Raw genomic sequence first — 25789 nt, 5'->3', positions numbered from 1 at the left:
TAGTCGAACATGCTTATTTCAAAAGAAAGCGCTTTTTCAACTGTTCAATCTATTAGACTGATTAACTACCTTTACCCTTATTTTGAAAAAAACAAAACAAAAAAGAAAGAGGAAATGACTTCCTCTTCCCTCTGAACACATATCATCCAAAGAAAAAAGGATAAAAGGGAAACCCTCTTATCCTTGTGAGATTGCTTGTTCTTTTTCAATGACAGCTAGTCTTTCTTGAACTTCTTCTTCAGATAAATTGTGCTGTTTCACATAAAGGTTACGTTCGCTTGTTCGGCATTCATGGCTGCAGCTGCGCATATATTTATGCTCGCTTTCTTCTGTTGCAATCATTTTGCGGTTACATGCAGGGTTCGCACAGTTCACATAACGCTCGCAAGGTTCGCCAGTGAAGAAATCTTTTCCTACCACAACGTGCTCTGTTTGATTGACTGGAACCGTTAGGCGGTTATCAAACACATAACATTGACCGTCCCATAGCTTTCCTTGAACTTCTGGGTCTTTTCCGTACGTGACAATTCCACCGTCAAGCTGGGATACATCTTCAAAGCCTTCACGCTTTAACCATCCTGAGAATTTCTCACAGCGTACGCCGCCTGTGCAATACGTCAGAATTTTTTTTCCTTCAAGAATCTCTTTATTGTCACGAATCCACTCAGGCAATTCACGGAATGTCTCAATGTCAGGGCGCACAGCACCTCTGAAGTGACCGACATCAAACTCATAATCATTACGTGCATCAATCACGACCGTATCAGGTGATTGCATTTGCTCGTAAAATTCAACTGGGCTGAGATGTTTCCCCGTTAATTCTAGCGGATTCACATCATCTTCAAGACTTAAATTCACCAATTCATTTCGGTGGCGGACGTGCATTTTCTTAAACGCATGACCATCTGCTTCGTCAATTTTAATTGGCATGGACGCAAAGCGTGGATCTTCTTTCAATGCTTGCATGTACTTGTCCGTCTGCTCAATGGTACCAGAAACGGTTCCGTTTATGCCTTCAGATGAAACAAGAATACGACCTAACAAACCAAGTTCCTTACAGAATGCTAGATGCTCTGCTGTAAATGTTTCTGGATCCTCAATGGGGACATATTGGTAGTAAAGTAATACACGATATTGTTTTTCCATATATATAAACACCTCTTAAATTTAATCAAAACATACCATTTTATATCATACAGGAAATACATACCTTAAGGCAATGTCAGTAGTTCAATTCCATAAAACGGAAGGGTCTATGGTCTCATATTGTTCGATTATTTGACAGAACTTTCTGTAAAATGAGATGATTTAAGAACTATATGATTTCGTAAAGGAGCATAAGTCAATGATCCAGCCAGAAGAGATCGTCAGAAGCGGTCCTAACCAGTTTATTTCTCAAAAGGGAATTTATCACGAACTCGAGTCACTTGCATCTCCTTTTCACTCACCTGCTATAGTGACAGGATATGACTCATATCAAGCCTTTTCACAGTACACAAAGCTTCCATCCGAGTGGCCTATTGTTCAGCATAAAGGTTACAGTTCACCAAATGCGATCACACGAATTGCGGAAGAACTCAAGAGTTCAGACGTGATCATCGGGATCGGTGGCGGAACGATTTTAGATACAGCGAAGTCTGTTGCCGACGCTCTCCAAATTGAAGTGATCATGGTGCCGACGATTCCTGGGACATGTGCGGCTTCTACACCGCTCAGCGTCATTTATGATGACAAGGGAAATTTCATGAGGGTCGACTATCATAAGCGGTCCAGCTATCTCACGTTAATTGATCATACTTTTTTGCTTTCATCTCCTCTTTCCTATCTCCAAAGCGGAATTGGGGATACGCTCGCAAAATGGTATGAAGCGGAAGCCATTATTCGTAACACAAAAGGCACCTTGCCGCTCATGGTACATGCTGCATTAAAGCAGGCAGTGTACGTTCGTGACATTCTTCTGACTCATAGTGAAGAAGCCGTTAGCAGTTTAAAAACAGGCCAGCTTTCTCAAGCCTTTGCAGATGTAACAGATACGATCATTACGTTAGCCGGAACAGTCGGCGGCTATGGAGGACGTTATGGCAGAATGGCAGGAGCCCATGCCGTTCATAATGGATTAACATTTATTGATGCAACACATCATGTGTTACATGGACAAAAAGTGGCCTATGGCATTCTCGTCCAGCTTGCCGCAGAAAACCGTATGACGGAAGTAGAAGAATTACTTGAGCTCTATCAAACACTCGGATTACCTAGAACGATGCGTGAGCTTGGCATCACAGCTCAGCTAGAGGAAGCAGCACATACAGTGGCAAACCATGCTGCACGTAAAGATGAAACCTTTTGTTTGATTGGAGACTATACGAAAGAGCAAATTGTCGACGCCATTCAAATCATTGAGACCTATCAGCCTCAAAAGACGGTTTGAACATATGGGCAAATAAAAAGCACAGGCATCCCGCCTGTGCTTTACTTATATTAAAAATCGAAGTTATCTGGGTCTGGACCCGTGCGCTCATCTTCATTGAGCTGATCAATGACACTCATTTCATGGGCGGACAACTCGAAATCAAATACGTTTGTGTTTTCGATGATTCGGCTCTTCGTCACCGATTTGGGAATGGTGATAATGCCATGCTGCAAGTCCCAGCGAAGAATGACTTGCGCTACTGACTTCTCATGTTTTTTTGCAATATCTTGAAGCACCGGATGGTTAAGAAGTTTCCCGCTGCCTAATGGCGACCATGCTTCTACATGAATGCCTTTTGCCTTGCAGTAGTCACGTAAAGGCTCTTGCGTCAGCTTCGGATGCAGTTCAATTTGATTGACCATTGGCACCACTTCTGCCTCTTCTAATAAATCTTCTAAATGGTGCTGATGGAAGTTACACACGCCAATGGCTTTCACACGGCCATCCTTATAAAGCTTTTCTAGCGCCTTCCACGTTTCTTTATATTTGCCTTCAACCGGCCAATGGATTAAATAAAGATCCAATACATCCAGACCTAGTTTGTTCATACTCGTTTCAAAGGCTTCAAGCGTTGACTCATATCCTTGATCACTATTCCACACTTTTGTCGTAATGAACAGCTCATCGCGAGAGATGCCTGATTGCTGAATGGCTTTGCCAACACCTTCTTCATTTTGATAGGCCGCTGCTGTATCTATACTGCGATAGCCAGCTTCAAGTGCGTCTTTGACTGCATTTACAGCCTCATCCCCATCTTTTACTTGCCATACACCAAAGCCAAGCTTCGGCATTTTCACTCCGTTTGCTAATGTGACTGTATCTGTTAATCCACTCATCAAACAAACCTCCGCTTCATTTTTGCTTACCATGCACTATACCCGAATGTGCGAAAGATCATGCATGAAAATAGACCATGCAAGGGCTACTATGATCTAATTTCATTTTGTCCCATACTAACAACACAAAATTTTTATGTGAATATATTTGTTTTTTAATTAAATAGATTTCTACTTATTCCTATACAAACAGCGAGGTCCAATCATCCTCCTCAGAGAATACTTGAATCCCATGCTGTTTCAGCAAGGCAGACGCCACACCGTCCCCAGCCTTTGTCTTCCCGTTAAACTCTCCCCGATAGATCATCCGGGTTCCGCAAGAAGGGCTGTACTCTTTTAACACGACGGATGTTGCGCCAATAGTCTGAACCTGCTTAAGCGTGTCTTGTGCACCTTTTACATACATCTCTGTCACATCTGTTCCATGAACATCAACAACAGCAGCCTGCCCTCGTAAGACATCATGACCATCTCCACCAATAATTTCTGCGGGAGGTCTTGGTGTTGAGAAACCGCCAAGCAGCTCAGGGCAAACTGTTATCGCCTTTCCTTCCTGCACAAGCTCCTCGATACGTTGATCTAATCGATGGCTGCCATTATAACGGACCTTTAATCCCGCAAGACAAGCGCTGACAACGATCATGTATGTTCCTCATTTCTATGTATTGAACGTTTTTTGCTGACTTTAAAATAAATCCATAAAGGCAAACAGAGTATCGTGTACATCAGAAAGGGCAGAGCACAATACAAAACAGCCGCCCACATGGACCCTTCAACTCCTGTCACTCCAAAGAAATAAACAAATAATAGCAAGCTGACAAACAATCCGACGAACGGCATGATAAAAATAGATTTTTTAAAATTCTCCATCATCTCTTTCACCAACACGGCTCCCTCCCTCAATCATCATCACGAATAACGTCAATATATGTTAATTTTACCATAAAAAACCGAAAGCATCTAGTTTATAGAAAGCTTTCGGTTCGTTATTTATATCTTTTCCTTCCAAGCCTTTAAGAAGCGCTCAATAACATGTAGTTCGTCTTCATTAAATTCATGGAGGAATTCTAAATAGGAGGAGACTGCCTGTTCATGAAGCTCATCATGCAGTGCCGCAAGCTGTGTGCCTTCCTCTGTGAGTGAATAATAGACGGATTTCTTGTCACCTTGCCGGTGGCGATAGTCGACCATGCCTTTTTCGATGAGCTTTTTTACAGCTTTTGTAATAGCTGGTTTTGATAGTTTTAGTTGTTGTGAAAGAAATGTATTATTGGATTCGTTAGGGTTTGCTTGAATCATAGATAAAATATGAAGCTGTGTAAGTGTCCAATCTTGCTTGAGTGTATCAGTCGTGGTAATCAGTGGATCTGTTGGATCGTTCCTTTTCTTTTCCCTATGCATAATCAAATCTTGAATCGCTTTTAAGACAATCTGCTCGTTTGTTTCCATCTGAACCTCCACTCTTAACTGGTTAATAAAATGGTACTAATAATCAATAAAGGAGTCAAAAGAAATGTGGGGATGAGGAAAAGAATGGGTCATCAGACCTGATAAATAAAAGAACTTTTTTACTAGATTGCAAGAGACGGCACAATTTCCTTTTCTTTGCTATCATTTATGATAAGTAACCCTCAATCAAAAAAAGAAGGTGAGAGAATGAAAACAGAGCAGCAAATGGCCATTCGCCAGTTAGAAGAAAAAATAAATTTGTTTTCTTCTGTTGTCAACGGATCGTTCCTATCAACGGAGGATTTCGTTCTATCAAACACGCATATATCAACTGACACGTTCAATTTGTTATTACCCATTTCAGCGCACATACAAGATCAACAAAAAGTGGAAGCTGCCATCGAACAAATGCAGCAACAGCAGCTAACATTCAGCACATGGATCACTCAAAGCCTGCTCCATCCCGATTGGTCGAATATCATGCAGAAATATGGGCTTCAAGAAGTGGAACGCAATACAATCATGATGTTTGAACATACAAACGACATCGATCAAAGGACCTCTCAATCGCTTACGATCAAGGAAGTGACTGACGATCAAACTTTTCTCGATTATCAACATTTATTTATCGAACTTTTCGAAGGATCACCTGAGGCAATCTCTTTAAACAGCTATTTCCAGCGCTTTTCGATTGAACGATTACACCCGAGTACACGCATGTTCGTTGGATATGAACACAACAAACCGGTCACAACGGGCTTATTGATTGAAACAACAGACAGCTACGGTATTTATGATGTCATCACAAAGGCAGAACACCGCGGAAGAGGACTTGGCAGTGACATGTTTCATTACCTTCTGACCCAGACAGATAACAAACAAAAGTGTGTGATGTTACAAGCCTCAAATGACGGCAAACATATCTATCAGCGTGCCGGATTTCATCCAATTGGAGAAATGGTTATTTTTGAATAGAAGATGACATTTTTCCTGACCTATCAAGGGCAAAGAAAGGCATCCTGTCTCTTCTTTGCCTCTAACATCTCATCACAAAAATGAATGTACATTCATTCACTCCTTTGGTACATTTAAAAAAAGGAGCTGAAGAACAGATGGTTCGACCAGGCGATCAATTTCAAACAAGCAAAACCTATACGCATGAAGATGTAATCCAATTTGGCGAGATGACAGGTGATCTTGGCAAACATCATACCGAGCTAGATGATCAAGGCAGGCTCATGGTACACGGCTTTCTCACAGCAAGTCTAGCCACGAAACTTGGCGGGCAGTTTCATTTTATCGGTCAAGAGATGACATGTACCTTCATACGCCCTGTTTATACAGGTGACACCATTACCTGTCAGATGGCCGTCACCAAGGTAGAACCCCTTGAAAAATACCATCGAGTCTACCTTTTTTCCCGTTATATCAATCAGCATGGAGAAGAAGTCATTACTGGTAAAAGCGAAGGTGTGGTTTTCAAAAAATAAAAAGCTGCCTATGATGAGGCAGCTAAACGATCTTATTCTCTTCTATTCAGCGTGATGCTGACGATCCATATAAAGCGGCGGCCTCTTTAATGAAATCACTGCACAGCTAAAGGCAATCAGCACAAAAACAGCGCCGAATTTAGCCAAATCAACAGATGAACCGGTCATTGTAAACATGACACCGCCCACGGCTGATCCAATGGAAATCCCAATTTGCAAAGCGGATGTATTCAAACTCTGCTGAATATCAGACGTCACAGGGTCTGTTTGAATCAAATAGCTCTGCAAAGCAGGTGTCAGTGCCCAGCTAAGAGCACCCCATAGGACAACCATCACCATAAAGAGCATAAACACTCCCGCTGTATAAGGAAGGATAAACATCACAATGGCAAACGCCATGGTCACAAGCAAAATGGCTTTTCCTGATCCTAGTTTGTCACTCAGCCAGCCGCCAAACCCATTCCCGCCAATCGACGCAAGTCCGAAGACCAAATAACAAATACTAATCCAAAACGGAGTCATATGCAGAACTTCCATCAAAAATGGCGTGAAATAAGAATACAGCATATAATGACCAGCAAGCATGAACAAACTAATCAAATGTGCACTGAAAATTTTCGGATGCCCTAAAGAACGAATTTGTTCTTTAAGCGGCGTGACTTTTTCAACAGGCATTTTCTCCAATAGAAAATAAATGAGTACCATAGATATGGCTGACAGAATACTGATTCCTAAAAACATCACTCTCCAGCCAAAGCTCTCTGTAATAAAAATACCGATCGGTACACCGAGAACAAGTGATGAGCTAATCCCAATAAAAATCAGACCTAATGCTTTCGCTCGATGCGCTGGTTCCACCAGCTTGGCGGTAATCGTCAATGATAGTACCACAACAAGCGCTGTACTCATGGCAATCAAGACCCTAGAGATCATGACAAGGGCAAAGGTGGAACTAAAATATGTGAATACATTGCCTAATGTAAAGACCAATAATGCGATTAAATAAAGACGCTTTCGTTCGATTTTGGCTGTGACGGTCAGTAGCACCGGTGCTGAAATAGCATACACAATCGCAAATACCGTGATCAGCTGCCCAGCTGTCGCAAGAGACACATTGAGATCCTCTGCTAAACTTGGCAGAATGCCCCCGACCACAAGCTCAACTAATCCAACCGCAAAAGTAGAAACAGCTAATAAATAAACTCTCCAGTTCATGTCTAACATCCCTTCTCTATATCATGGCTTTCACTTTTGATACAGGGTGCAGACAAACAAAAAAACCCTGATTACAAAAAAGGAAAGCGCGCTTTTGTAATCAGGATTTATCGGATCCTGGTAGAAACCCTCAAACCATATTATTGAGGTTATACAAGTCTATTTTTTTCTTCAAATATATTAGCATAGCCTTCCATAACGTGCAAGCTGCAAAAACAGAAAGTGTCTGCCAATGGCTCAGCAACATAAACGACCTCAGAAGGGCATGAAATGAACTTGCGGACCAACTTGCTTTCTCCCCCATTTACAGGTAAACTGATGAAAAATCAACGAACAAGAATCAACGTAGATCTGGAATAGTAGCTTGAATCGATCTTTACCAGAGAGGGAACGGTGCTGAGAAGTTCCTACTGACATCTTCAAGTGAACCTGCCGATTTAGTTCTGTTTCATACAGCGGTTCATACCGTTATCATGATCGAGTGTAAAGCTGTGCTTTAAATTAGGGTGGTACCACCAGGAATGGTCCCTAACTTAAAGCACAGCTTTTTTGTTTTTTTAAAAGGAGGAAAAAGACGATGTCAAAGAAACAATTTGTTGAGAAAATTACAAGCATGGAAGACGACTTTGCCCAGTGGTATACAGATGTTGTCACAAAGGCGCGTCTCGTCGATTATTCAAGCGTTAGAGGCAGTATGATCATTCAGCCATACGGTTTTAAAATTTGGGAGAATATTCGCGACGAACTTGATCGTCAAATCAAAGAAACGGGTCACGAGAATGTCTATATGCCGCTCTTTATCCCAGAAAGCCTTCTCCAGCAGGAAAAAGATCATATCGAAGGCTTTGCTCCTGAAGTGGCATGGGTGACACATGGCGGTGATTCGGAATTACAGGAAAGACTCTGCGTCAGACCAACATCCGAGGTGCTGTTCGCCGAGCATTATAAAAACATCATTCATTCCTATCGTGATTTACCGAAGCTATATAACCAATGGGCCAATGTCGTCCGCTGGGAAAAGACAACACGTCCATTCCTTAGAACCCTTGAATTCCTCTGGCAGGAAGGGCACACTTGTCACGAGACTGAGCAAGAAGCGATTGAAGAAACAGAAAGAATGCTTCATATCTATGCGTCTATTTGTGAAGAGCTTCTAGCGATCCCTGTCATTAAAGGCAGGAAAACAGAGAAAGAAAAATTCGCTGGCGCCCGCTTCACCTATACGGTTGAAAGCTTGATGCATGATGGAAAAGCCCTGCAAACCGCCACTTCTCACTTCTTCGGCAACGGATTTGCCAAGGCGTTTGGCATTGAATTTTTAAATCGAGAAGGAAAATTAGAGCATGTCCAGCAAACATCATGGGGCTTCACCACAAGAATTATTGGCGCTATGATCATGGTGCATGGCGATGACAGAGGACTTGTCCTGCCGCCAAACATTGCGCCAACCCAAGTACGTGTTGTGCCAATTGCTTCCCATAAAGAAGGTGTCCTCGATCATGCCTATGAATTAAAGGATAGACTCGCCCGCATCGCACGCGCTGACATCGATGCAAGTGATAAACAGCCTGGCTGGAAATTCAACGAATGCGAAATGCAGGGCATCCCATTACGCGTAGAAGTAGGACCAAAGGATATGGAAAAAGGTCAGGTGATGCTCGCAAGACGAGACACTGGTGAAAAGCAAGCCGTCACATTAGATGCACTTGAACAAACCATCACGTCCACGCTTGAAGACATTCAGCAGACGATGTACGAAAAAGCAAAAGAACGATTACATGAAAAAACATCAAACGCCCACACAATCGAAGACATCGAGCAGCTTCTTGCCGAAGAAAACAGGTTGATCAAAGCCATGTGGTGCGGCGATGAAGACTGTGAAAACGACATCAAAGAGAGAACAGGGGCGACATCACGCTGTATCCCGTTTGAACAAGAATCCGTTTCTGACACATGTGTCTGCTGCGGGAAACCAGCTTCTGATATGGTGTTCTGGGCAAAAGCCTACTAATCATATTTCAAATTTTTTTACAAATAATGCAGGGGTTTGTCTATACACTGAAGCATCTTATACGATGCTTCTTTTTTGTTAAAAAGAGCCAAATATCCATTGACCTCCTTCACACAATCCCCTATAATTCATATTAATATAATCGGTTTTTAAGACTTTAACTGGAGTGGTGATCTATGAAGCGCTGGCTCTCAATATTTAACGAACGTTGTCCAAAATGTAAAACAGCATTAGATGTCTCGAAGTCCAATGCCTTGCAAGGCAAAGTCGTGAAAACATGCCCCAATCTTCATTATCAAAAAGAGTACCACCCTGCACTTGAAACGTATATCGAGCACGATGATATGAAATAAAAAGGACCAACACATGGAAAAGAGCCCTTGCTCTCAGTTGTTGGTCTTTTTTTTATAATAAATCCAGCCAGATTTTAATTGCTGTAGCTGTAATCATCACGGCAAGTGCCCATTGCAAATAAACGGCATTGATCTTCTGACCAATCTTCGCCCCAATCGGCGCAGCAATCAAACTGGCTGCCATTAAGACAAGCGCAGGCATGAACATGACTTGACCAGTCAGCACTTTCCCAGCCGATGCGCCGATCGCAGAGAGAAACGTAATGGCCAGAGACGAGGCAATCGTCATCCGCACAGGGATTTTGAGAATCGATAGCATCACCGGCACTAAAATAAAGGCACCGCCTGCACCTAATACACCGGATACACTTCCGATCACAAAGGCAATACCAGCCGCCAATCCTTTATGAAAGGTCACCTCTCCATCTGCTTCTGCCCGCTGACCTTTTTTCGGAACAAGCATTAAAATGACAGCGACAATGGCAAGCAGACCATAGACTACATTGATGCCTTTCTCTGGAAGGAAATGTGATAAATAGCTGCCTAATAAACTCCCTGCCAATATACTGCTCCCCATATATAAAATCAATGGACGATGTAAAAATCCGCTTTTTCGATACGCCAGCACACCGCCGAGTGTCGAAAACAGTACTTGAATGGCACCAATCCCTGAAACCTCGTGAGCCGATAATGCCATCACTCCGACAAGAGGTGGGATATAAAGCAGCATGGGATAGTTGATCACCGATCCTCCTATTCCGACCATTCCTGATAAGAAGGAACCAATAAATCCGATGATAAATAAAGTAATGAAAAATGCAAAATCCACGCTGGTCTCCTCCTTTGCAAAAGGAAAAGGGGTTCCCTCATAGATACCCCTCTCCCCTTTAGGACCCTTTTCTCACCCAGAACTTCAGCACCTGTCCTTCATCCGTCTGCATGATCAATTCATGTCCGCTTGACTTAGCCCATGCAGTCAAATCAGCTTTGGCCCCTTTATCTGTTGCATGTATTTCTAATACTTGGCCTTCAGCCAAGTCGTTCATTTTTTTCTTCGTCCGAATAATCTGCATTGGGCATGCAAGCCCGGTTACGTCTAAAATGTGATCTGATGTCATCTGATCATCCCTCGCTTCTTTATTTTATTGAACATTATCGAATCGCACAACGGTTTGGACCAATTTCCATGTCTCGCTGCGCTTCCTCGTCTGGATGCAGCTTCCCCATATTGGTAGACCGAATGTCTTGATAAGCGTTTGGCTGTGCAGGAAGATCCTGCGTGACCATTTGTCTAAATACGTCTTCATCTTCAATGTTCAGCCCGTGATTTTCTTCGAACAAAGCGCCCAGCTCCTTCCAAACGCTCCCGTCTTCATTAAGCTCCTCCACGATCATAAAATGTGCAGGTAGCACAATCAATTCTGCCGAAAGCGCCGTATATCGCGTATAAAGGGTTTCCCTCAAATCACCTACCCAGTCCTCCGCCATACCGGCTAGATCAGGTCGTCCGATCGAATCAATGAACAAAATATCACCTGAAAGGAGATAACGGTCGTCTACGATAAAAGAGGTTGAACCAATCGTATGGCCTGGTGAATAAAGGGCGTGAATATCAATATCCGCCGCTCCAATCGTCACACGCTGTCCTTCTTCAAGGTGATTGTACGCAAATGTCACCTCTTCGGCGTCTTTTGGCGGCAGCCAGTAGATAGCGCCAGTCTGTTCAGACAGCTTTTTCCCGCCAGATATATGGTCCGCATGAAGGTGCGTATCAAACACATGCGTCACCGTGACTTGGTGTTTTTTAGCAAATTGCGTATAGACCTCCGTCATTCTAGCTGCATCAATAATCGCAGCTTCTCCATTCGACATGATCATATAGGACAAGCAACCCTTGCCCATTCGCACAAATTGGTACAACTCTCCACCGCCAGTTAAATCACCGATCTTCACTGGCTCTAAATGCTCACTCCATGCCTTCATGCCGCCTTGCAAATAATGGACCGTTCTGCCTGCCTCTGACAGCATCTCTGCCACCATAATAGAAGAGCCCTCTTTCGCACAAACGACCAGTACATCTAGGTCATCCGGTATGTTCTCCACCATATCCTCTACGCCATCAAGAAGCTCAAAGTAAGGCACATTTAAATATTCAACGGCTTTCCCTTCAATTTTCCAGTCCTGCACATCTGATTCGTTTCGTACATCCAACAAAAAGATCGGCTCTTTGTTGATGATCTTTTTTGTTAACTGTTCTGCTGTCATTGCTTTTACAGTCATCGTTTCATTCAGCTCCTATTTTTCAATCTCTCCTGTCCAGCTGTTCATACCTGGCACTACATTGATCAATTGATGAAATCCTTTTTCTTTTAACTTTTGTGCGGCTAATTCACTTCTTCTGCCTGAATGACAGATGAGGTAAATGAGCGTCTCTCGGTTCAATTCTTCAGCACGTTGTTCCACCTCGCCAAGAGGGATGTGAACAGCTCTTGGAATATGACCCGCTTCGTATTCATCTGGCTCTCGTACATCTAAAATAAACAATGACTGATCTTCTTTTACCTTCTGTTGAAACATGTTCAACGACATTTCCGAAATCATTGACTGCTCCTCCTCCTGTTTCGCTCCGCCTTTACGAATCAAATGATGAAGCACCTGTCCTTCTACTTTTGTTCCTAAAAATTCATGACCGGCGCTTTTTGACCAAGCTGCTAAATCCGCTGTAGACCCTTTATCGGTTGCTTGCACTTCAAGCACATCTCCTGGCAAGAGCTCATTCATTTGTTTTTTCGTTTTGACAATGGGCATTGGGCATGCCAATCCTTTTGCATCTAGAATTGCTGTTGGTTGCTGCATTGTTTTTCCTCCTTTTTATAGGGGGGGGGGTATATTTTAAAGCCTATTTATACCTATAATCGCCAAGCATTCATGCCACCCTTGATATTCGTAATGTGGGTAAATCCCTGTTTTTTTAACAATTTAGCCGCCTGCATACTTCTCATCCCGCTTTGGCAGATCACATACACTTCTTTGTCTTTCTCAAGCTCATGCGCTCGATTCCTTAACTGTGGTAAGGGGATATTTTGAAATCCTTTTATATGATTTGTTTGAAACTCTAAAGGTGATCGCACGTCTATCAGCTGTTGATGCCGACTATGCAATTTAGGTTTCAGATGAGCTGCGTCCATTTGTTTCACACCCCGTACGGGAAGAAAACGGCTCACAAGCAAAGCGATCACAATGATGAGCAAAAGCATTTGAATCATGTATGGACACCTCCCTAGATAAATAAGTTCACATTCCCGATTTCTGCCTCTGCTAAATACGCGGCCACACCGGCATATTGAATGTCTGCTAGTAATTCATTCTCCTGCAGCCCTAAAAGATCCATCGTCATCGTACATGCCACGAGGTTGATCTCTTGTTCCTTCGCCATATCAATGAGCTGCGGCAGGGTCATGGCATTGTGTTTATTGATCACATGCTTGATCATCTTCGGTCCCATTCCTGCAAAATTCATCTTTGACAGCCCCATTCGATCAGCGCCACGCGGCATCATTTTGCCAAACATTTTTTCTAAAAATCCCTTCTTCAGTGGCACCATCTCTTCCTGACGCAAGGCATTCAGCCCCCAAAAAGTATGAAAAATAGTCACCTCGTGATCATAAGCTGCTGCGCCATTTGCAATAATATAAGCGGCCATCGCTTTATCATAATCTCCACTAAATAAAACAATCGTCGTTCGTTTATTTTGTTCTTCCATCATGATCCTCCTTATCTTAATTACCCGTGGGGGTATACAAAAAGCAAAAAATATATACATATACCGGTAAGGGTATATTATAACAAGTAAAAAAATTCGTCAACCTCCAAAGGCTGAGGAATTTCTTACCGGCTTTTCACCAAGAGCTCAACCGCTTCTTTGACAAGCCCCTCTGTATCCTTGCCTTGTTCAAGACTTTCACGGACACATTGTTCAAGGTTTGTACTCACAATCACACCCATTGCACGATCAATGGCATTGCGTGATGCAGATAGCTGCGTCACCACTTCGCGGCAATCTTTTCCCTGCTCCATCATCGCAAGAACCCCTTTAATCTGCCCTTCAATCCGGCGAAGACGATTCTTCATCTGCTGATTATACTCCACGTTTAACACTCCTTTCTCTTTTCCTTATGATCAGATAGTATACCCTGATAGGTATTTAGTCAAACATGATGAATTAGTATAAAAGAGCTGCTGAGAGCAAATGTCGCAGCAGCACGTTCTCTTTAAGCACTCGCTTCCTCTCGAGAGCGCTTATTTCCTTTGTAAATAAAATAAAGAGCGATCAGCATAAAGAACAATGCCAATATGCGTTTGAGATCAAGTGAAATCACCAGGCTATGGAACCAGCCAAAATGATCGATAACCATTCCAATGACAAGCTGCCCAGCAATCCCCGCAATATTCGCAGCAATGACACCGATTTTCGGAACAGCGATCACTGTCAGGATTAAATAAGCCGTTCCAAGAAAAGCCGCACTCAACTGCCACTTTGGTGCATGCAAGAGATTCAACAGATGGCCGCTCCCAAAGAATAAAATCAGAATGGTCAAAAACATCGTACCCGTTAAAAAGGTCAAAAAGGTCGTTTCAATCGTACCTGCTCTCCTGCTAAACGTACCGTTTATGGAAGATTGCGCACTTAACGTAATGCCTCCGATGAAAGTAAATAAAATTAACAATAATGCCATATCGACTTTCCTCCTAATGAATAAGAATAAGGGCAATGATCATCGAAATGACCGCAAATACCTTCTCTTTGTTTACTCTCGTTCTCTGACTCCCAAGCCAGCCAAAATGCTCAATCACCATACTCATCAGCAGCTGACCAATAATGACAGCAACCATCGTTACCCCCACACCAACAAATGGAACACTCACCACAATAGACGTTAAATACACAACCCCCATCGCTCCGCCAAGTAGCGACCATTTCGGTGCCTTCAACGTATAGGAAAGGTCACCTTTGCCAAAAAAGAGCCACAATAGCCCCATGATAATTGAACCGACAAAAAAGTTATAAAAACTCGTTTCTAACTGTCCGATCGACTTCCCCAGTTCCGCATAGATGGCTCCTTCAAAACTAAGTGCCGCACCCGCTAGTAGCGCAAGTACATAAAAAATCAAACGCATCATCAAATCTCCTTCAATTCATATATTTATATATCTAGATAAACAGATATATAGAATAGAAAAAAACAGAAATCACACATCCTTTAGATCTCTGTTTTCATATATTGTCCGATCTGTTGGATAAATTCTTCATTTCGTCTATAGTATGTCCATTGTCCATGCCGTACCGATTCAAGCAGACCAGCCTTTTGCATCAAATGTAAGTAGCTAGAGACCGTTGATTGAGAAATTTGCGCCTTTTCTTGAATATCCCCAACACAAACGCCCCCCTTATAACTAACCTCCTTCGGTAAATGAGCGCCTTGCTTAGGAAAATGCTTCTCAGGTTCCTTGAGCCACTTTAAAATATTCAACCTTGTTTCATTCGATAATGCCTTAAACACATCAATAGGTTCCATGGCAGACATTGTATATCTAGAAATACCGATATGTCAAGCCATTGCATATTCACCTCTAAATTGGTAAAAAGGAAATAATCAACGCTATAAGGAATATTTCAAGGAAAGAGGGCAACCCATGACTTTACAGCATTATATTGGATCAAACAAAGAACTGCCGCTTGGTACCATTGGTCAAAATCCTACCTATAAACCATTCTCTGAACTCAATATCAGCATGTTTGATAAAAAACAAAAAAAGCATAAAACCTATCAAAAGGAAGATCTTTTGATAGAAGTATTTGAAACAGAAGAGGATTTCGAAGGCATTCATATTGATTATCTAGATCCCGTCTATGAAGAGGTAAGAGACAAATTCACGCATCCTTTTGTTTATGAATTAGGCATCATTCATTCTCTTCGTGCACTTTTTAAATTCATTGAAAAAGAACTGTCAAAAGGAGAAACCATCGAAATCTATTCTTGTCTAGATGGACTCGAAATGAAAGAAAAGGACGATCAATTGGATGTAGAAATTGACCTAAGCAAAAAACGGTTTGGAAAACATATCGATTTTAAAGGGATCGATGAACTGATTGATATGTTTGAATTAGAAAACTTACAATATGTACTAGTGAAGAGGTAGAGGAGAATTGACAAGTTACATCAAAATGCTGTGTTATTAGAGATTGTAGAAGCGTAACCTTGGTTAAGCAAAGGATCAATTGGAGTTATGAATAGAAAAGCGAATAGAAATGTAACACGGAGGTAGTTGAAGGAACCAAAATTTCCTCAATTACCTCTCTTCAGAACATCATAAAATTTTTCATATTATTTGAACTAGATAAGCGAATAGACGGCATGTCTCAATCAGCGATACCCGAAGAAGCTAAATGTCATGATTAAGTTTAAAAAGCACAAAATAATTTCTACCATAAATACTTAATTTATCTAAATTATAACGAAGGAAGGATACCTCAAATCTATTCTTCTCTCCAAACAATAGCTACCCTTCAATCAAACGTTTCAACTTAAGCTCCGTTTCAGTATCCTCAACTGGAGTATAGACACTGCATCTTAAGTCAGTATCCCCGTACACTTGTAATGAAGTGAGATTAAACAACATTTTCCCTACCTTAGCATGACGAAATTCAATTAATACTTCAGGTGCATAGCTGATCTCATTTTCATTCCATATTTTACGAAACTCAGGATATGCCTGCTCCATTTCCTCTATAAATTGCTCATACCATTCATCCGCCACATACTGACCATAATACGTTCTAAATATGGCGATATATCCTCTTACAAAATGCTCCCAATTCACGGCTAAACTTTTAAATTCCTTTCTTGCGAATAGTAAGCGGATGATATTTCTTTCTTCCGGGATGATTTGTTCAAAGTCCAAAAATACATTAGCTGCTGCTTGATTCCACCCAACAATCTGACTTCTTCTATCAGATATAATCGTTGGACAATAACGAAGTTCCTGCAGAATTTTCACTAAAGCCGGACTGATTTCCTTCTCATTCTCAATGATATAGGATTGTTTCACACCTTCCTCTAACGCTAAAGCGTACAAATATCTCCTTTCATCGTTATTTAATTGTAATGCACTAGAAATCGCATCTAATACCGAAGTAGATACTTTTATATCTCTGCCCTGCTCTAACCAGGTATACCAAGTAAGACTCACACCGGCTAGTTGAGCCACTTCTTCTCTTCTGAGTCCTGGTGTTCTTCGGCGGGTTCCTACAGGTAAACCAACCGTTTGAGGCGTAATTTTTGAACGTTGGTTTTTTAGAAATTCTGATAATGCTTGAAGTCTTGTTTCAGGTTTCATTAAAGTCTCCTTTTAAAATATTATTCGTTATACTAGGATAAACAACAACTTGTAATAGGATAACACAATGGCTAAAGTTAATAAAAACAAGGAGGGAATGATCATGAAAAGAGTTGTTATTACTGGAATGGGAGTTATTGCCCCGCTAGGAAATGATATAGATAGCTTTTGGAATCAATTAGTTAAAGGACAATCAGGAATATCTCTCATTGATTCTTTTGATACGACTGATTATAAAACAAAAATAGCTGGAATCGTTCGTGATTTCGATGCAGATGAAATATTAGGGAGAAAAGAAGCAAAACGATTAGATCGTTTTAGTCAGTTTGCGTTAGCAGCAGCCGAACAAGCATTAGAACATTCACAATTACAGTTAGATCAAGTAGATCTTGAACGTTTAGGCGTATATGTTGGTTCAGGAATCGGGGGGATACAATCGCTTGTTGATAATGTGAATGTATTAGATAAACGAGGTCCATCGAGAGTAAGCCCCAGCCTTGTCCCCATGATGATTTCAAATGCAGCTGCGGCCCAAATCAGCATCAAATTAGGCGCACAAGGGCCATCATTGTCACCGGTCACAGCTTGTTCTATCGGGAACACTTCTATTGGTGAAGCTTTCAATGCGATCCGAAATGAAGAAGCAGATATTATATTTGCCGGTGGAGCAGAAGCTGCCGTCAATCAGATATCTTTGGCTAGTTTTGGAAACGCACACGCACTATCTACTAGAAACCAAGACCCAAGTCGAGCCAGCCGCCCATTCGATACAGATAGAGATGGCTTTGTGATGAGTGAAGGCGCAGGTATCTTAGTATTAGAATCATTAGACAACGCAATTCTTAGAGATGCGCCGATATTATGTGAAGTAGTGGGATACGGAGCTAGTTCAGATGCACATCATATGGTCGCTTCACACCCAGAAGGTAGGGGTGCCTACTTAGCCATGAAGAAAGCATTGAGAAGTGCAGATATATCAACAAGTGAAATCGATGTTATTAGTGCTCATGCAACAAGTACACAAGTAGGTGATCGTTCAGAAGTTCTAGCCATTAAGAAATTATTTGGTGATCGTTCAGGCGAAATTCCAACAACTGCGAACAAGTCAATGACGGGGCACATGTTTGGTGCTGCTGGCGGAGTAGAAGCGATTGCTTTAGTGGAAAGTTTGAGACGAGGAATGATTCCACCAACTATTAATGTAGAGAAACAAGATCCAGATTGCAATTTAGATGTTGTATTAGAAGCGAGACAACTTCCATTGAAATATGGGCTATCCAATTCTTTTGGTTTTGGAGGACATAATTCAGCCATCTTGTTAAAACATTACGATTGAAGTGATGAAAAGGTGAAATAATGACAAAACAAGGGTTTATAGCCCTTGTTTTTTTCATGATGGGAATACCTCACAGACAAAATATGACGAGCCTCAGCAATCTGATATATTAAATGGAGAAAAGAAAATACTTAAAAAATTGAAAGAGCAGGTGACCCATGCCAAACAACCAAACACCCAACCCACTCATCACGGAAAAATCACCCTACCTCCTTCAACACGCCCACAACCCAGTTCACTGGTACCCGTGGGGGCAAGAAGCATTCGACAAAGCGAAACGTGAAAATAAACCGGTGCTTGTCAGCATTGGCTATGCCACTTGCCACTGGTGCCACGTCATGGCACACGAAAGTTTCGAAGATCAACAAGTCGCTGACATCCTAAACGAGCATTTCATTTCAATCAAAGTCGATCGTGAGGAGCGTCCAGACATTGACTCGATGTATATGTCCGTTTGTCAGATGATGACTGGGCAAGGCGGCTGGCCGCTCAACGTGTTTGTCACGCCTGATCAAAAGCCTTTTTATGCGGGGACATACTTTCCAAAAAGAAGTGCTTACGGCCGTCCCGGCTTCATTGAAGCACTGACGCAATTGCTGGATGCGTATCACAACGACCGAGATCATATTGAATCATTGGCAGAAAAGGCAACAAATAATTTGCGGATCAAGGCAGCAGGGCAGACAGAAAATACGCTCACTCAGGAGTCGATTCACAAAGCCTATTATCAGCTCATGAGCAGCTTTGATACGCTGTATGGCGGCTTCGGTTCTGCGCCTAAATTTCCCGCACCTCATATGCTCACGTTTCTCATGCGTTATTTTGAATGGACAGGGCAAGAAAATGCGTTATATGCTGTCACAAAGACGTTAAACGGTATGGCAAACGGCGGTATTTATGATCATATTGGTTCTGGATTTACTCGATATTCAACCGATGAAAAATGGCTTGTGCCGCATTTCGAAAAGATGCTGTACGATAACGCCTTGCTGATAGATGCCTACACCGAAGCCTATCAAATCACTCAACATCATGAGTACGAAAAGCTTGTCCAAGGCCTCATTCAATTTATCAAACGAGACATGATGAATCATGATGGCTCTTTTTATTCGGCAATCGATGCCGATTCAGAAGGAAAGGAAGGGCAATATTACGTTTGGACAAAAGAAGAGATCATGACTCATTTAGGTGATGACCTCGGCACTTTATTTTGTGCGGTCTACCACATCACAGAGGAAGGAAATTTTGAAGGACAGAACATCCCTCATACCATTTCCACCTCATTTGATGACATCAAGGCAGCATATTCAATCGACGACAAAACCCTTCATTCCAAACTGCAATCCGCTCGACACATCTTACTCACTGTAAGACAGCAGCGACCTGCACCGCTAATCGATGACAAGGTACTCACCTCGTGGAATGCGCTGATGATTTCCGCACTTGCCAAAGCAGGAAGTGTCTTTCATGTAGAAGAAGCCATACGCATGGCAAAACAGGCAATGTCTTTTCTCGAAACACAGCTCGTTCAACAGGGACGGCTCATGGTCCGCTATAGGGAAGGGGACGTAAAGCATCTAGGCTTTATCGAGGATTATGCGCACATGCTCACAGCGTATATGTCTTTATACGAAGCGACCTTTGACCTAGATTGGCTGACAAAAGCCAGAGCCGTTGCTGAAAATATGTTTGAACTGTTTTGGGATGAGCAAATCGGGGGCTTTTTCTTCTCAGGCTCAGATGCAGAAGCGCTTATTGTTCGTGAAAAAGAAGTATACGACGGGGCCATGCCGTCTGGTAACAGTACTGCACTCCAACAGCTTCTGAAACTAAGCAGAATGATCGGACGTCAAGACTGGATCGAAACACTAGAGAAGATGTTCAGCGCCTTTTACGTCGATGTCTCTTCCTATCCAAGCGGACATACCGCCTTTTTACAAGGACTATTAAGCCAATATGCCGTCAAACGAGAAATCATTATTCTCGGGAAAAAGGGCGATCCGCAAAAAGAACAGCTTCTACAAGCATTGCAAAAACGATTCATGCCATTTGATCTCATTTTAACTGCCGAAACAGGGCAAGAATTAGCAAGGCTCGCACCTTTTGCAAAAGATTACAAAACGATCAACGACAGCACGACGGTCTATATTTGTGAAAACTACAGCTGCCGCCAGCCGATCACCAATCTCGACGAAGCGATGGAACAATTATTCCAAAATTGAGCTGTCATATGATGACTATGAGAAGACAAAATGAGGACAAACAGATAAAAAACATGTCAATCCGCTAACAATTCGTCTGTACGGTTTTATTTTTCCTCTAAAACGGTTAGAATGCGCACTAGATGTTCTCATACCGAAGGGAGAGAAAATAATTGAAAAAAGTATCATATACACTCATTGCTTGTCTGTTATCAGTGGGGCTTGCAGCCTGCTCATCAAACGATGCGAAACAGGATAAGCAAAACGATTCAGCCAAAAGCAAGGAAACAACACAGGCTGACCAAAAAGAGCAGCAAAAGCAAATGGAAGAGATGCAAAAGAAATTAGACGCACAAAAAATTGATGATCAAAAGGTCGTTGCGACCGTCAACAAAGATAAAATCACAGGCAGTGAATACAATAGCGCCCTATCGACCATTCAAGGTCAACTTCAGCAGTCAGGACAAGACCCAACATCTAAAGAAGGCGCAAAAGCTGTCAAGAAGCAAACCATTGATGCGCTAGTAGGTCAAGAGCTCATCCTGCAAGATGCTGAGAAGAAGGGCTATAAAGCCTCTGACAAGCAAGTCGATCAGCAGCTAAAAGAAGAAAAGAAACAATTTAAAGACAATGCTCAATTTGAAGAAGCACTCAAAAAGAGCGGACTGACAATGGATCAGCTGAAAAGTGATATTGCCGACAGCATCAAATACAGCCAATATGTCGACAAAGAAATTAAATCAGCCTCTGTGTCTGAAAAAGACGTCAAAGCGTACTATGACCAATACGCCGAACAAATGAAAAAACAAAAACAAAAAGCACCTGATTTCAAAGACGTCAAATCACAAATCAAGAAGCAGTTAGAATCTCAAGAAAAGCAAAAAGAAGTACAAAAAGAAATTGATCAACTAAAGAAATCTGCAAAAATTGATGTATCAATTTAACCACTATTAAAAATCCGCCATTGTGCGGATTTTTTTCATCACTTCATGAACTGTTTTTCCAAAATAATGACAAAAGCCTCATCATAAACATCTTCTCCATCCGATATGATGGGAGTACAAAAGAAAGCGTTATCAATTCTTTTGTCTCTGAAAAAGTACAAGATCAAAGACAGACCTCGTACTTTTGTTTCAGTCATATCTACATGAGGAGGGTGTTTATGTTCAAATGGTTTAAACCAGCTCCGCATATCGACAGGCTCGATGATGCCAAAACAGACGAAACCTATAAACGGCTGCGTCTGCAAGTCTTTTTGGGGATCTTTATCGGATATGCGGGCTACTATTTGCTGCGCAAAAATTTCGCATTTGCCATCCCTTATTTACAGGAAGAGGGGTTCACAAAAAGTGAATTAGGCTTTGTACTGGCGGCTGTTTCAATCGCTTATGGCTTTAGTAAATTCATTATGGGGATGATCTCAGACCGGTGTAACCCAAGATACTTTTTAGCCGCTGGACTCTTTCTATCAGCTCTTATCAATATTCTATTTGTCTCATTTCCATGGGTGACATCCAGTGTATGGATCATGTTTTTATTCATGTTCTTAAACGGCTGGTTTCAAGGAATGGGGTGGCCGCCATGCGGACGAACGATGGCGCATTGGTTTTCGGTAAGTGAACGTGGTACGAAAATGTCCATTTGGAACGTCGCTCACAATATCGGTGGGGGAATTCTTGCACCGCTTATCACATTAGGAATTGTTTTGTTTGCGACGTGGAAAAGTATCTTTTTCTTCCCTGCCATCATCGCCATTATCGTCTCCTTCGTCATCATTCTTCTCGTACGGGACACCCCGCAATCCGCTGGTCTTCCGCCAATTGAAGAATACCGAAATGACTATCCGGCACAACAATATGAAGATCAAGAAAAAGAATTAACCGTAAAAGAGATTTTGTTTAAATATGTACTCAACAATAAATTCCTTTGGTATATCGCCATTGCCAACGTCTTTGTGTACTTTGTCCGTTACGGGGTCGTAGACTGGGCACCTACCTATTTAACAGAAGCAAAAGGATTCTCACCAGAGCATTCACGCTGGTCTTATTTCCTTTATGAATATGCAGGCATCCCTGGTACATTATTGTGCGGGTGGATTAGTGACCGCTTCTTTAGAAGCCGCCGCGCACCTGCTGGCGTACTCTTTATGATTGGCGTATTAATTGCGGTTCTTGTGTACTGGTTAAACCCTGCTGGCAATCCAATGGTTGATAACATTGCCCTCATCAGCATCGGGTTTTTAATTTACGGACCTGTCATGCTCATTGGACTGCAAGCCATTGATCTCGCTCCGAAAAAAGCCGCTGGCACTGCTGCCGGGCTGACAGGATTCTTTGGATATATTGGTGGCTCTGCTTTTGCTAATGCCATGATGGGCGTCGTCGTCGATCACTATGACTGGACAGGAGGTTTCATTTTACTAGTTGGTTCTTGTATCCTTGCGATTGTGTTCCTCGCCATGACATGGAATACAGGAAAGCGCGTAGAGCAAGCTTAATGAAAATCACATAAAAGATTCATCTCCGCCCAACATGCCCTTTACATCTATTTCTTATGATGGAGGCAGTTACCGTAAAAGGAGGATAAAATATGAAGAAAAGTAGATTACTTGCTTTCGTGTTACTCTCTTTTGCTTTACTGTCTTTTGGTTGGGTGCCGACCACCATATCGGCACATGAACATCTTTTATCTCCAGATCGCATTTTAACCGTTGCACACCGCGGAGCATCAGGGTATGCCCCAGAGCATACCCTAGCTTCCTACAAGCTCGCCACAAAGATGAATGCAGATTACCTCGAACTCGACCTTCAAATGACAAAGGATGGACACCTCATCGTCATGCACGATGAAACGGTTGACCGGACGACAAACGGAACAGGCTGGGTCAAAGACCTCACACTTGCCGAAATCAAACAGCTCGATGCCGGTGCATGGTTTAACGAAGCCAACCCCGACAAACAAAATGCCCACTTTATTGGACAGCAAGTCCTCACATTAGATGAGGTATTACGCTACTTCGGTAAACGAGAAAATTATTATATTGAAACCAAAAAACCAGACATCTATCCGCAAATGGAAGAAAAACTATTGGCCGTCTTAAAGAAACATCATCTTCTTGGAAAACATACGAGAAAAGGGCAGGTCATCATCCAATCTTTCAGCCAAGAAAGTCTATTAAAATTGCAGAAACTCGCCCCTCGGCTTCCAAAAGTACAGCTATTAGATAGAGCGCAAATGACGTCTATTACAGATGATCAGCTCGACTTCATCAAATCATATGCAGTGGGGGTCGGACCGAATTTTAGAGCTTTGACACTTGAAAATGTACAGCAGGTCAGAAGCCATGGACTCCTCCTTCACCCATATACAGTCAATAGCGAGGCAGATATGACACGGCTTTTGCAGTACGGCGTCACCGGTCTTTTCACCAACTTTCCAGATGTCTTTCAGCGTGTCAAAGCTTCTCTGTAAACGACAAAAGCCTTGCGGGTCCACTCCGCAAGGCTTTTGATTATTTCACCGTTTGATCAGAAGAAGCTGTTTCAATCGGTTTTCGTTTACCAATTCCAAATACAAAAAAGCTAAGCGCCACTAAAATCAAGAACCCAATTGCTACAATAAGAGAAATTCGTGTATCCTGATTAATCAGCATAAACACAAGCACCATCAGCAAGAATCCGATTGTCAAATAGTTAGAAAATGGCGCAAGCGGCAGCTTAAACGGATGCTGATCAAGCGCTGCCCCCTTCGCTTTTCTGAAGCCAATGTGACTAATTAAAATCACAAACCAAGGCACCATACCAGGAAGGACACTCGCACTATACACATAAACGAAAATGTTTGGCGGAGAAACGTAATTTAAGACCACCCCAACCGCTAAACCAATCAGCACAGCAAATGTCCCAAAATACGGTACACCATTCTTCGAAATTTTTGTAAAGAAAGCAGGTGCCTGTCCATTCACACCTAATGTATAAAGCATACGTCCCGCACTGAAGATTCCACTATTACAGCCGGACATCGCTGCTGTAATGACAACAAAGTTAATAATACCTGCTGCTGCCGTAATTCCAATTTTCGCAAACGTCGCCACAAATGGACTGCCGAGCGTATTCAGCTGATCCCACGGATACACCGTCACGATGACAAAGATCGCACCGATATAGAAAATCAAAATACGCCAGATGATGCTTTTGATGGCATTTGTCAGCGTCTTTTGCGGATTTTGCGCCTCACCTGCAGTAATCCCAATGAGCTCTACCCCTTGATAGGCAGCAATCACTAGGGACAATGCAAACAAGAAACCGCTAAATCCACCTGTAAAGAACCCGCCGTGCGCCCAAAGGTTAGACAAACCAATCGCTGTTCCACCATTGCCAAACCCAAAGAAAATAATGCCTAAACCTGCAATGATCATTAAAATAATTGTCACAATCTTGATCATCGCAAACCAGAATTCAAACTCACCGAATGACTTAACCGAAATCAAGTTGGCCGCACCTAAAATGATCATGGCGATTAATCCGGGAATCCACGCCGGTAACTCCGGGAACCAATATTTCATATAAGCACCTACGGCGATAATCTCAGACATTCCAACAATGACCCACTGGAACCAGTTACTCCAAGCTGTCATATACCCCGCAAGCGGATGAATATATTGATGCCCAAATGTAGCAAACGATCCCGTACTCGGTTCAAGATACAACATTTCTCCCATCGCACGCATAATAAAAAAGATAAAAATACCACACACTGCGTACGCGAGAAGAACCGATGGACCTGTCCATTGAATGGCTTTAGCTGACCCCATAAATAAACCAACACCAATTGTGCCGCCAAGCGCAATCATTTGAATATGACGAGCACTTAACCCTCTCTTTAATTCCTTTTGAGCCACTTCTATTCCCCCTCATCAACAAACAACATAAAAAATAAAAAATCAGAATTTTCATTCTGATTCAAAATCTTCAATCTTTCGATGTATATTATCATAATAAATCTACCCTTAAAAAACAATTGTTTTTTTG

28 protein-coding genes and 1 riboswitch are annotated in these 25789 nt (G+C 42.2%); of the genes, 11 read left to right on the top strand and 17 right to left on the bottom strand.

Translation table 11 applies throughout. The annotated features are described in order from the left end of the window. Positions 1–177: 177 nt before the first annotated feature. Positions 178–1146: an oxygen-dependent tRNA uridine(34) hydroxylase TrhO gene (gene trhO, locus ID12_RS06205; protein ID WP_007498459.1), complete on the bottom strand. Its 969-nt coding sequence runs from the start codon at positions 1144–1146 to the stop codon at positions 178–180. A gap of 199 nt (positions 1147–1345) precedes the next feature. On the opposite strand from trhO, the gene ID12_RS06200 reads away from it, so the two are divergent. Further along, complete coding sequence (locus ID12_RS06200) at positions 1346–2428, top strand: iron-containing alcohol dehydrogenase family protein (RefSeq protein WP_050826879.1); 1083 nt, start codon at positions 1346–1348, stop codon at positions 2426–2428. A gap of 50 nt (positions 2429–2478) precedes the next feature. Here the strand turns inward: ID12_RS06200 and ID12_RS06195 are convergent, their stop codons facing one another. From ID12_RS06195 to ID12_RS06180, 3 genes are all read right to left on the bottom strand, one after another. Then, a complete protein-coding gene (locus tag ID12_RS06195; RefSeq protein ID WP_017358734.1) occupies positions 2479–3306 on the bottom strand; it encodes an aldo/keto reductase in 828 nt (275 codons plus the stop codon). Positions 3307–3487: 181 nt separating this feature from the next. After that, positions 3488–3949, bottom strand: coding sequence for a 2-thiouracil desulfurase family protein (locus tag ID12_RS06190; RefSeq protein WP_050826878.1), 462 nt, complete (start codon positions 3947–3949; stop codon positions 3488–3490). Between the two features lie 347 nt (positions 3950–4296). Beyond that, entirely contained in the window at positions 4297–4755 is a 459-nt protein-coding gene (locus ID12_RS06180; RefSeq protein ID WP_050826877.1) for a MarR family transcriptional regulator, read from the bottom strand. 207 nt (positions 4756–4962) lie between these two features. Between ID12_RS06180 and ID12_RS06175 the strand changes: the two genes are divergently transcribed. Both ID12_RS06175 and ID12_RS06170 read left to right on the top strand, forming a co-directional pair. After that, complete coding sequence (locus ID12_RS06175) at positions 4963–5730, top strand: GNAT family N-acetyltransferase (RefSeq protein WP_050826876.1); 768 nt, start codon at positions 4963–4965, stop codon at positions 5728–5730. Between the two features lie 137 nt (positions 5731–5867). Continuing rightward, positions 5868–6245 carry a hotdog domain-containing protein gene (locus ID12_RS06170; RefSeq protein ID WP_048002330.1) on the top strand — a complete coding sequence of 126 codons (378 nt, stop codon included), beginning with the start codon at positions 5868–5870 and terminating at the stop codon, positions 6243–6245. A 42-nt stretch (positions 6246–6287) separates the two neighbouring features. Here the strand turns inward: ID12_RS06170 and ID12_RS06165 are convergent, their stop codons facing one another. Then, positions 6288–7460 carry an MFS transporter gene (locus ID12_RS06165; protein WP_017358727.1) on the bottom strand — a complete coding sequence of 391 codons (1173 nt, stop codon included), beginning with the start codon at positions 7458–7460 and terminating at the stop codon, positions 6288–6290. 77 nt (positions 7461–7537) lie between these two features. Beyond that, positions 7538–7637, bottom strand: a riboswitch (purine riboswitch). A 400-nt stretch (positions 7638–8037) separates the two neighbouring features. On the opposite strand from ID12_RS06165, the gene proS reads away from it, so the two are divergent. Both proS and ID12_RS19330 read left to right on the top strand, forming a co-directional pair. After that, on the top strand, positions 8038–9471 hold the full coding sequence (gene proS / locus ID12_RS06160) for a proline--tRNA ligase (RefSeq protein ID WP_035703007.1): 1434 nt from the start codon (positions 8038–8040) through the stop codon (positions 9469–9471). Between the two features lie 176 nt (positions 9472–9647). Continuing rightward, positions 9648–9824, top strand: a complete 177-nt coding sequence (locus tag ID12_RS19330) for a hypothetical protein (RefSeq protein WP_017358723.1) — start codon at positions 9648–9650, stop codon at positions 9822–9824. A gap of 52 nt (positions 9825–9876) precedes the next feature. On the opposite strand, the gene ID12_RS06155 is transcribed toward ID12_RS19330, so the two are convergent. From ID12_RS06155 to ID12_RS06110, 10 genes are all read right to left on the bottom strand, one after another. Further along, a complete protein-coding gene (locus ID12_RS06155) occupies positions 9877–10653 on the bottom strand; it encodes a sulfite exporter TauE/SafE family protein (RefSeq protein ID WP_017366514.1) in 777 nt (258 codons plus the stop codon). A gap of 58 nt (positions 10654–10711) precedes the next feature. Next, positions 10712–10942 (bottom strand): sulfurtransferase TusA family protein, encoded by a 231-nt coding sequence (locus ID12_RS06150; RefSeq protein WP_050826875.1) that lies wholly within the window; start codon positions 10940–10942, stop codon positions 10712–10714. A 34-nt stretch (positions 10943–10976) separates the two neighbouring features. Then, positions 10977–12104, bottom strand: coding sequence for an MBL fold metallo-hydrolase (locus ID12_RS06145; protein ID WP_017366513.1), 1128 nt, complete (start codon positions 12102–12104; stop codon positions 10977–10979). Between the two features lie 15 nt (positions 12105–12119). Continuing rightward, entirely contained in the window at positions 12120–12680 is a 561-nt protein-coding gene (locus ID12_RS06140) for a sulfurtransferase TusA family protein (protein WP_050826874.1), read from the bottom strand. Positions 12681–12733: 53 nt separating this feature from the next. Further along, positions 12734–13090, bottom strand: coding sequence for a rhodanese-like domain-containing protein (locus ID12_RS06135; RefSeq protein ID WP_050826873.1), 357 nt, complete (start codon positions 13088–13090; stop codon positions 12734–12736). 14 nt (positions 13091–13104) lie between these two features. After that, a complete protein-coding gene (locus ID12_RS06130) occupies positions 13105–13587 on the bottom strand; it encodes a DsrE/DsrF/DrsH-like family protein (protein ID WP_050826872.1) in 483 nt (160 codons plus the stop codon). A gap of 125 nt (positions 13588–13712) precedes the next feature. Then, positions 13713–13973: a metal-sensitive transcriptional regulator gene (locus ID12_RS06125; protein WP_003217059.1), complete on the bottom strand. Its 261-nt coding sequence runs from the start codon at positions 13971–13973 to the stop codon at positions 13713–13715. Positions 13974–14095: 122 nt separating this feature from the next. Further along, positions 14096–14560, bottom strand: a complete 465-nt coding sequence (locus tag ID12_RS06120; RefSeq protein ID WP_017366510.1) for a DMT family transporter — start codon at positions 14558–14560, stop codon at positions 14096–14098. Between the two features lie 13 nt (positions 14561–14573). Further along, positions 14574–15002: a DMT family transporter gene (locus ID12_RS06115; RefSeq protein ID WP_008343887.1), complete on the bottom strand. Its 429-nt coding sequence runs from the start codon at positions 15000–15002 to the stop codon at positions 14574–14576. An 83-nt stretch (positions 15003–15085) separates the two neighbouring features. Beyond that, a complete protein-coding gene (locus ID12_RS06110) occupies positions 15086–15400 on the bottom strand; it encodes an ArsR/SmtB family transcription factor (protein ID WP_008343888.1) in 315 nt (104 codons plus the stop codon). Positions 15401–15518: 118 nt separating this feature from the next. Between ID12_RS06110 and ID12_RS06105 the strand changes: the two genes are divergently transcribed. After that, positions 15519–16025, top strand: a complete 507-nt coding sequence (locus ID12_RS06105; protein ID WP_017366508.1) for a hypothetical protein — start codon at positions 15519–15521, stop codon at positions 16023–16025. Positions 16026–16385: 360 nt separating this feature from the next. Here the strand turns inward: ID12_RS06105 and ID12_RS06100 are convergent, their stop codons facing one another. Continuing rightward, on the bottom strand, positions 16386–17222 hold the full coding sequence (locus ID12_RS06100) for a helix-turn-helix transcriptional regulator (protein ID WP_048002325.1): 837 nt from the start codon (positions 17220–17222) through the stop codon (positions 16386–16388). A 103-nt stretch (positions 17223–17325) separates the two neighbouring features. On the opposite strand from ID12_RS06100, the gene fabF reads away from it, so the two are divergent. From fabF to ID12_RS06075, 5 genes are all read left to right on the top strand, one after another. Continuing rightward, entirely contained in the window at positions 17326–18558 is a 1233-nt protein-coding gene (fabF, locus tag ID12_RS06095; protein WP_050826871.1) for a beta-ketoacyl-ACP synthase II, read from the top strand. A gap of 158 nt (positions 18559–18716) precedes the next feature. Then, positions 18717–20780 (top strand): thioredoxin domain-containing protein, encoded by a 2064-nt coding sequence (locus tag ID12_RS19635; RefSeq protein ID WP_050826870.1) that lies wholly within the window; start codon positions 18717–18719, stop codon positions 20778–20780. A 152-nt stretch (positions 20781–20932) separates the two neighbouring features. Further along, positions 20933–21703: a SurA N-terminal domain-containing protein gene (locus ID12_RS06085; RefSeq protein WP_035702985.1), complete on the top strand. Its 771-nt coding sequence runs from the start codon at positions 20933–20935 to the stop codon at positions 21701–21703. A gap of 218 nt (positions 21704–21921) precedes the next feature. Next, positions 21922–23256 (top strand): glycerol-3-phosphate transporter, encoded by a 1335-nt coding sequence (gene glpT, locus ID12_RS06080; protein ID WP_008343899.1) that lies wholly within the window; start codon positions 21922–21924, stop codon positions 23254–23256. Positions 23257–23348: 92 nt separating this feature from the next. Beyond that, complete coding sequence (locus tag ID12_RS06075) at positions 23349–24230, top strand: glycerophosphodiester phosphodiesterase (protein WP_017358710.1); 882 nt, start codon at positions 23349–23351, stop codon at positions 24228–24230. Positions 24231–24270: 40 nt separating this feature from the next. On the opposite strand, the gene ID12_RS06070 is transcribed toward ID12_RS06075, so the two are convergent. Beyond that, positions 24271–25659, bottom strand: a complete 1389-nt coding sequence (locus ID12_RS06070; RefSeq protein ID WP_008343901.1) for an amino acid permease — start codon at positions 25657–25659, stop codon at positions 24271–24273. Between the last annotated feature and the right edge of the window lie 130 nt (positions 25660–25789).

It is taken from the genome of Bacillus altitudinis (assembly GCF_001191605.1).
Classification (GTDB): Bacteria; Bacillota; Bacilli; order Bacillales; family Bacillaceae; genus Bacillus; species Bacillus altitudinis.
The sequence above is the reverse complement of the archived record's forward strand: the minus strand, read 5'-3'. Positions and strand labels throughout refer to the sequence as shown.

Excerpts from the sequence above, each read along its gene's own strand:
- trhO (WP_007498459.1), bottom strand. The coding sequence starts at position 1,146 with ATGGAAAAACAATATCGTGTATTACTTTACTACCAATATGTCCCCATT.
- ID12_RS06200 (WP_050826879.1), top strand. The coding sequence starts at position 1,346 with ATGATCCAGCCAGAAGAGATCGTCAGAAGCGGTCCTAACCAGTTTATT.
- ID12_RS06195 (WP_017358734.1), bottom strand. The coding sequence starts at position 3,306 with ATGAGTGGATTAACAGATACAGTCACATTAGCAAACGGAGTGAAAATG.
- ID12_RS06190 (WP_050826878.1), bottom strand. The coding sequence starts at position 3,949 with ATGATCGTTGTCAGCGCTTGTCTTGCGGGATTAAAGGTCCGTTATAAT.
- ID12_RS06180 (WP_050826877.1), bottom strand. The coding sequence starts at position 4,755 with ATGGAAACAAACGAGCAGATTGTCTTAAAAGCGATTCAAGATTTGATT.
- ID12_RS06175 (WP_050826876.1), top strand. The coding sequence starts at position 4,963 with ATGAAAACAGAGCAGCAAATGGCCATTCGCCAGTTAGAAGAAAAAATA.
- ID12_RS06170 (WP_048002330.1), top strand. The coding sequence starts at position 5,868 with ATGGTTCGACCAGGCGATCAATTTCAAACAAGCAAAACCTATACGCAT.
- ID12_RS06165 (WP_017358727.1), bottom strand. The coding sequence starts at position 7,460 with ATGAACTGGAGAGTTTATTTATTAGCTGTTTCTACTTTTGCGGTTGGA.
- proS (WP_035703007.1), top strand. The coding sequence starts at position 8,038 with ATGTCAAAGAAACAATTTGTTGAGAAAATTACAAGCATGGAAGACGAC.
- ID12_RS19330 (WP_017358723.1), top strand. The coding sequence starts at position 9,648 with ATGAAGCGCTGGCTCTCAATATTTAACGAACGTTGTCCAAAATGTAAA.
- ID12_RS06150 (WP_050826875.1), bottom strand. The coding sequence starts at position 10,942 with ATGACATCAGATCACATTTTAGACGTAACCGGGCTTGCATGCCCAATG.
- ID12_RS06145 (WP_017366513.1), bottom strand. The coding sequence starts at position 12,104 with ATGACTGTAAAAGCAATGACAGCAGAACAGTTAACAAAAAAGATCATC.
- ID12_RS06140 (WP_050826874.1), bottom strand. The coding sequence starts at position 12,680 with ATGCAGCAACCAACAGCAATTCTAGATGCAAAAGGATTGGCATGCCCA.
- ID12_RS06135 (WP_050826873.1), bottom strand. The coding sequence starts at position 13,090 with ATGATTCAAATGCTTTTGCTCATCATTGTGATCGCTTTGCTTGTGAGC.
- ID12_RS06130 (WP_050826872.1), bottom strand. The coding sequence starts at position 13,587 with ATGGAAGAACAAAATAAACGAACGACGATTGTTTTATTTAGTGGAGAT.
- ID12_RS06120 (WP_017366510.1), bottom strand. The coding sequence starts at position 14,560 with ATGGCATTATTGTTAATTTTATTTACTTTCATCGGAGGCATTACGTTA.
- ID12_RS06115 (WP_008343887.1), bottom strand. The coding sequence starts at position 15,002 with ATGCGTTTGATTTTTTATGTACTTGCGCTACTAGCGGGTGCGGCACTT.
- ID12_RS06110 (WP_008343888.1), bottom strand. The coding sequence starts at position 15,400 with ATGGAACCTATTGATGTGTTTAAGGCATTATCGAATGAAACAAGGTTG.
- ID12_RS06105 (WP_017366508.1), top strand. The coding sequence starts at position 15,519 with ATGACTTTACAGCATTATATTGGATCAAACAAAGAACTGCCGCTTGGT.
- ID12_RS06100 (WP_048002325.1), bottom strand. The coding sequence starts at position 17,222 with ATGAAACCTGAAACAAGACTTCAAGCATTATCAGAATTTCTAAAAAAC.
- fabF (WP_050826871.1), top strand. The coding sequence starts at position 17,326 with ATGAAAAGAGTTGTTATTACTGGAATGGGAGTTATTGCCCCGCTAGGA.
- ID12_RS19635 (WP_050826870.1), top strand. The coding sequence starts at position 18,717 with ATGCCAAACAACCAAACACCCAACCCACTCATCACGGAAAAATCACCC.
- glpT (WP_008343899.1), top strand. The coding sequence starts at position 21,922 with ATGTTCAAATGGTTTAAACCAGCTCCGCATATCGACAGGCTCGATGAT.
- ID12_RS06075 (WP_017358710.1), top strand. The coding sequence starts at position 23,349 with ATGAAGAAAAGTAGATTACTTGCTTTCGTGTTACTCTCTTTTGCTTTA.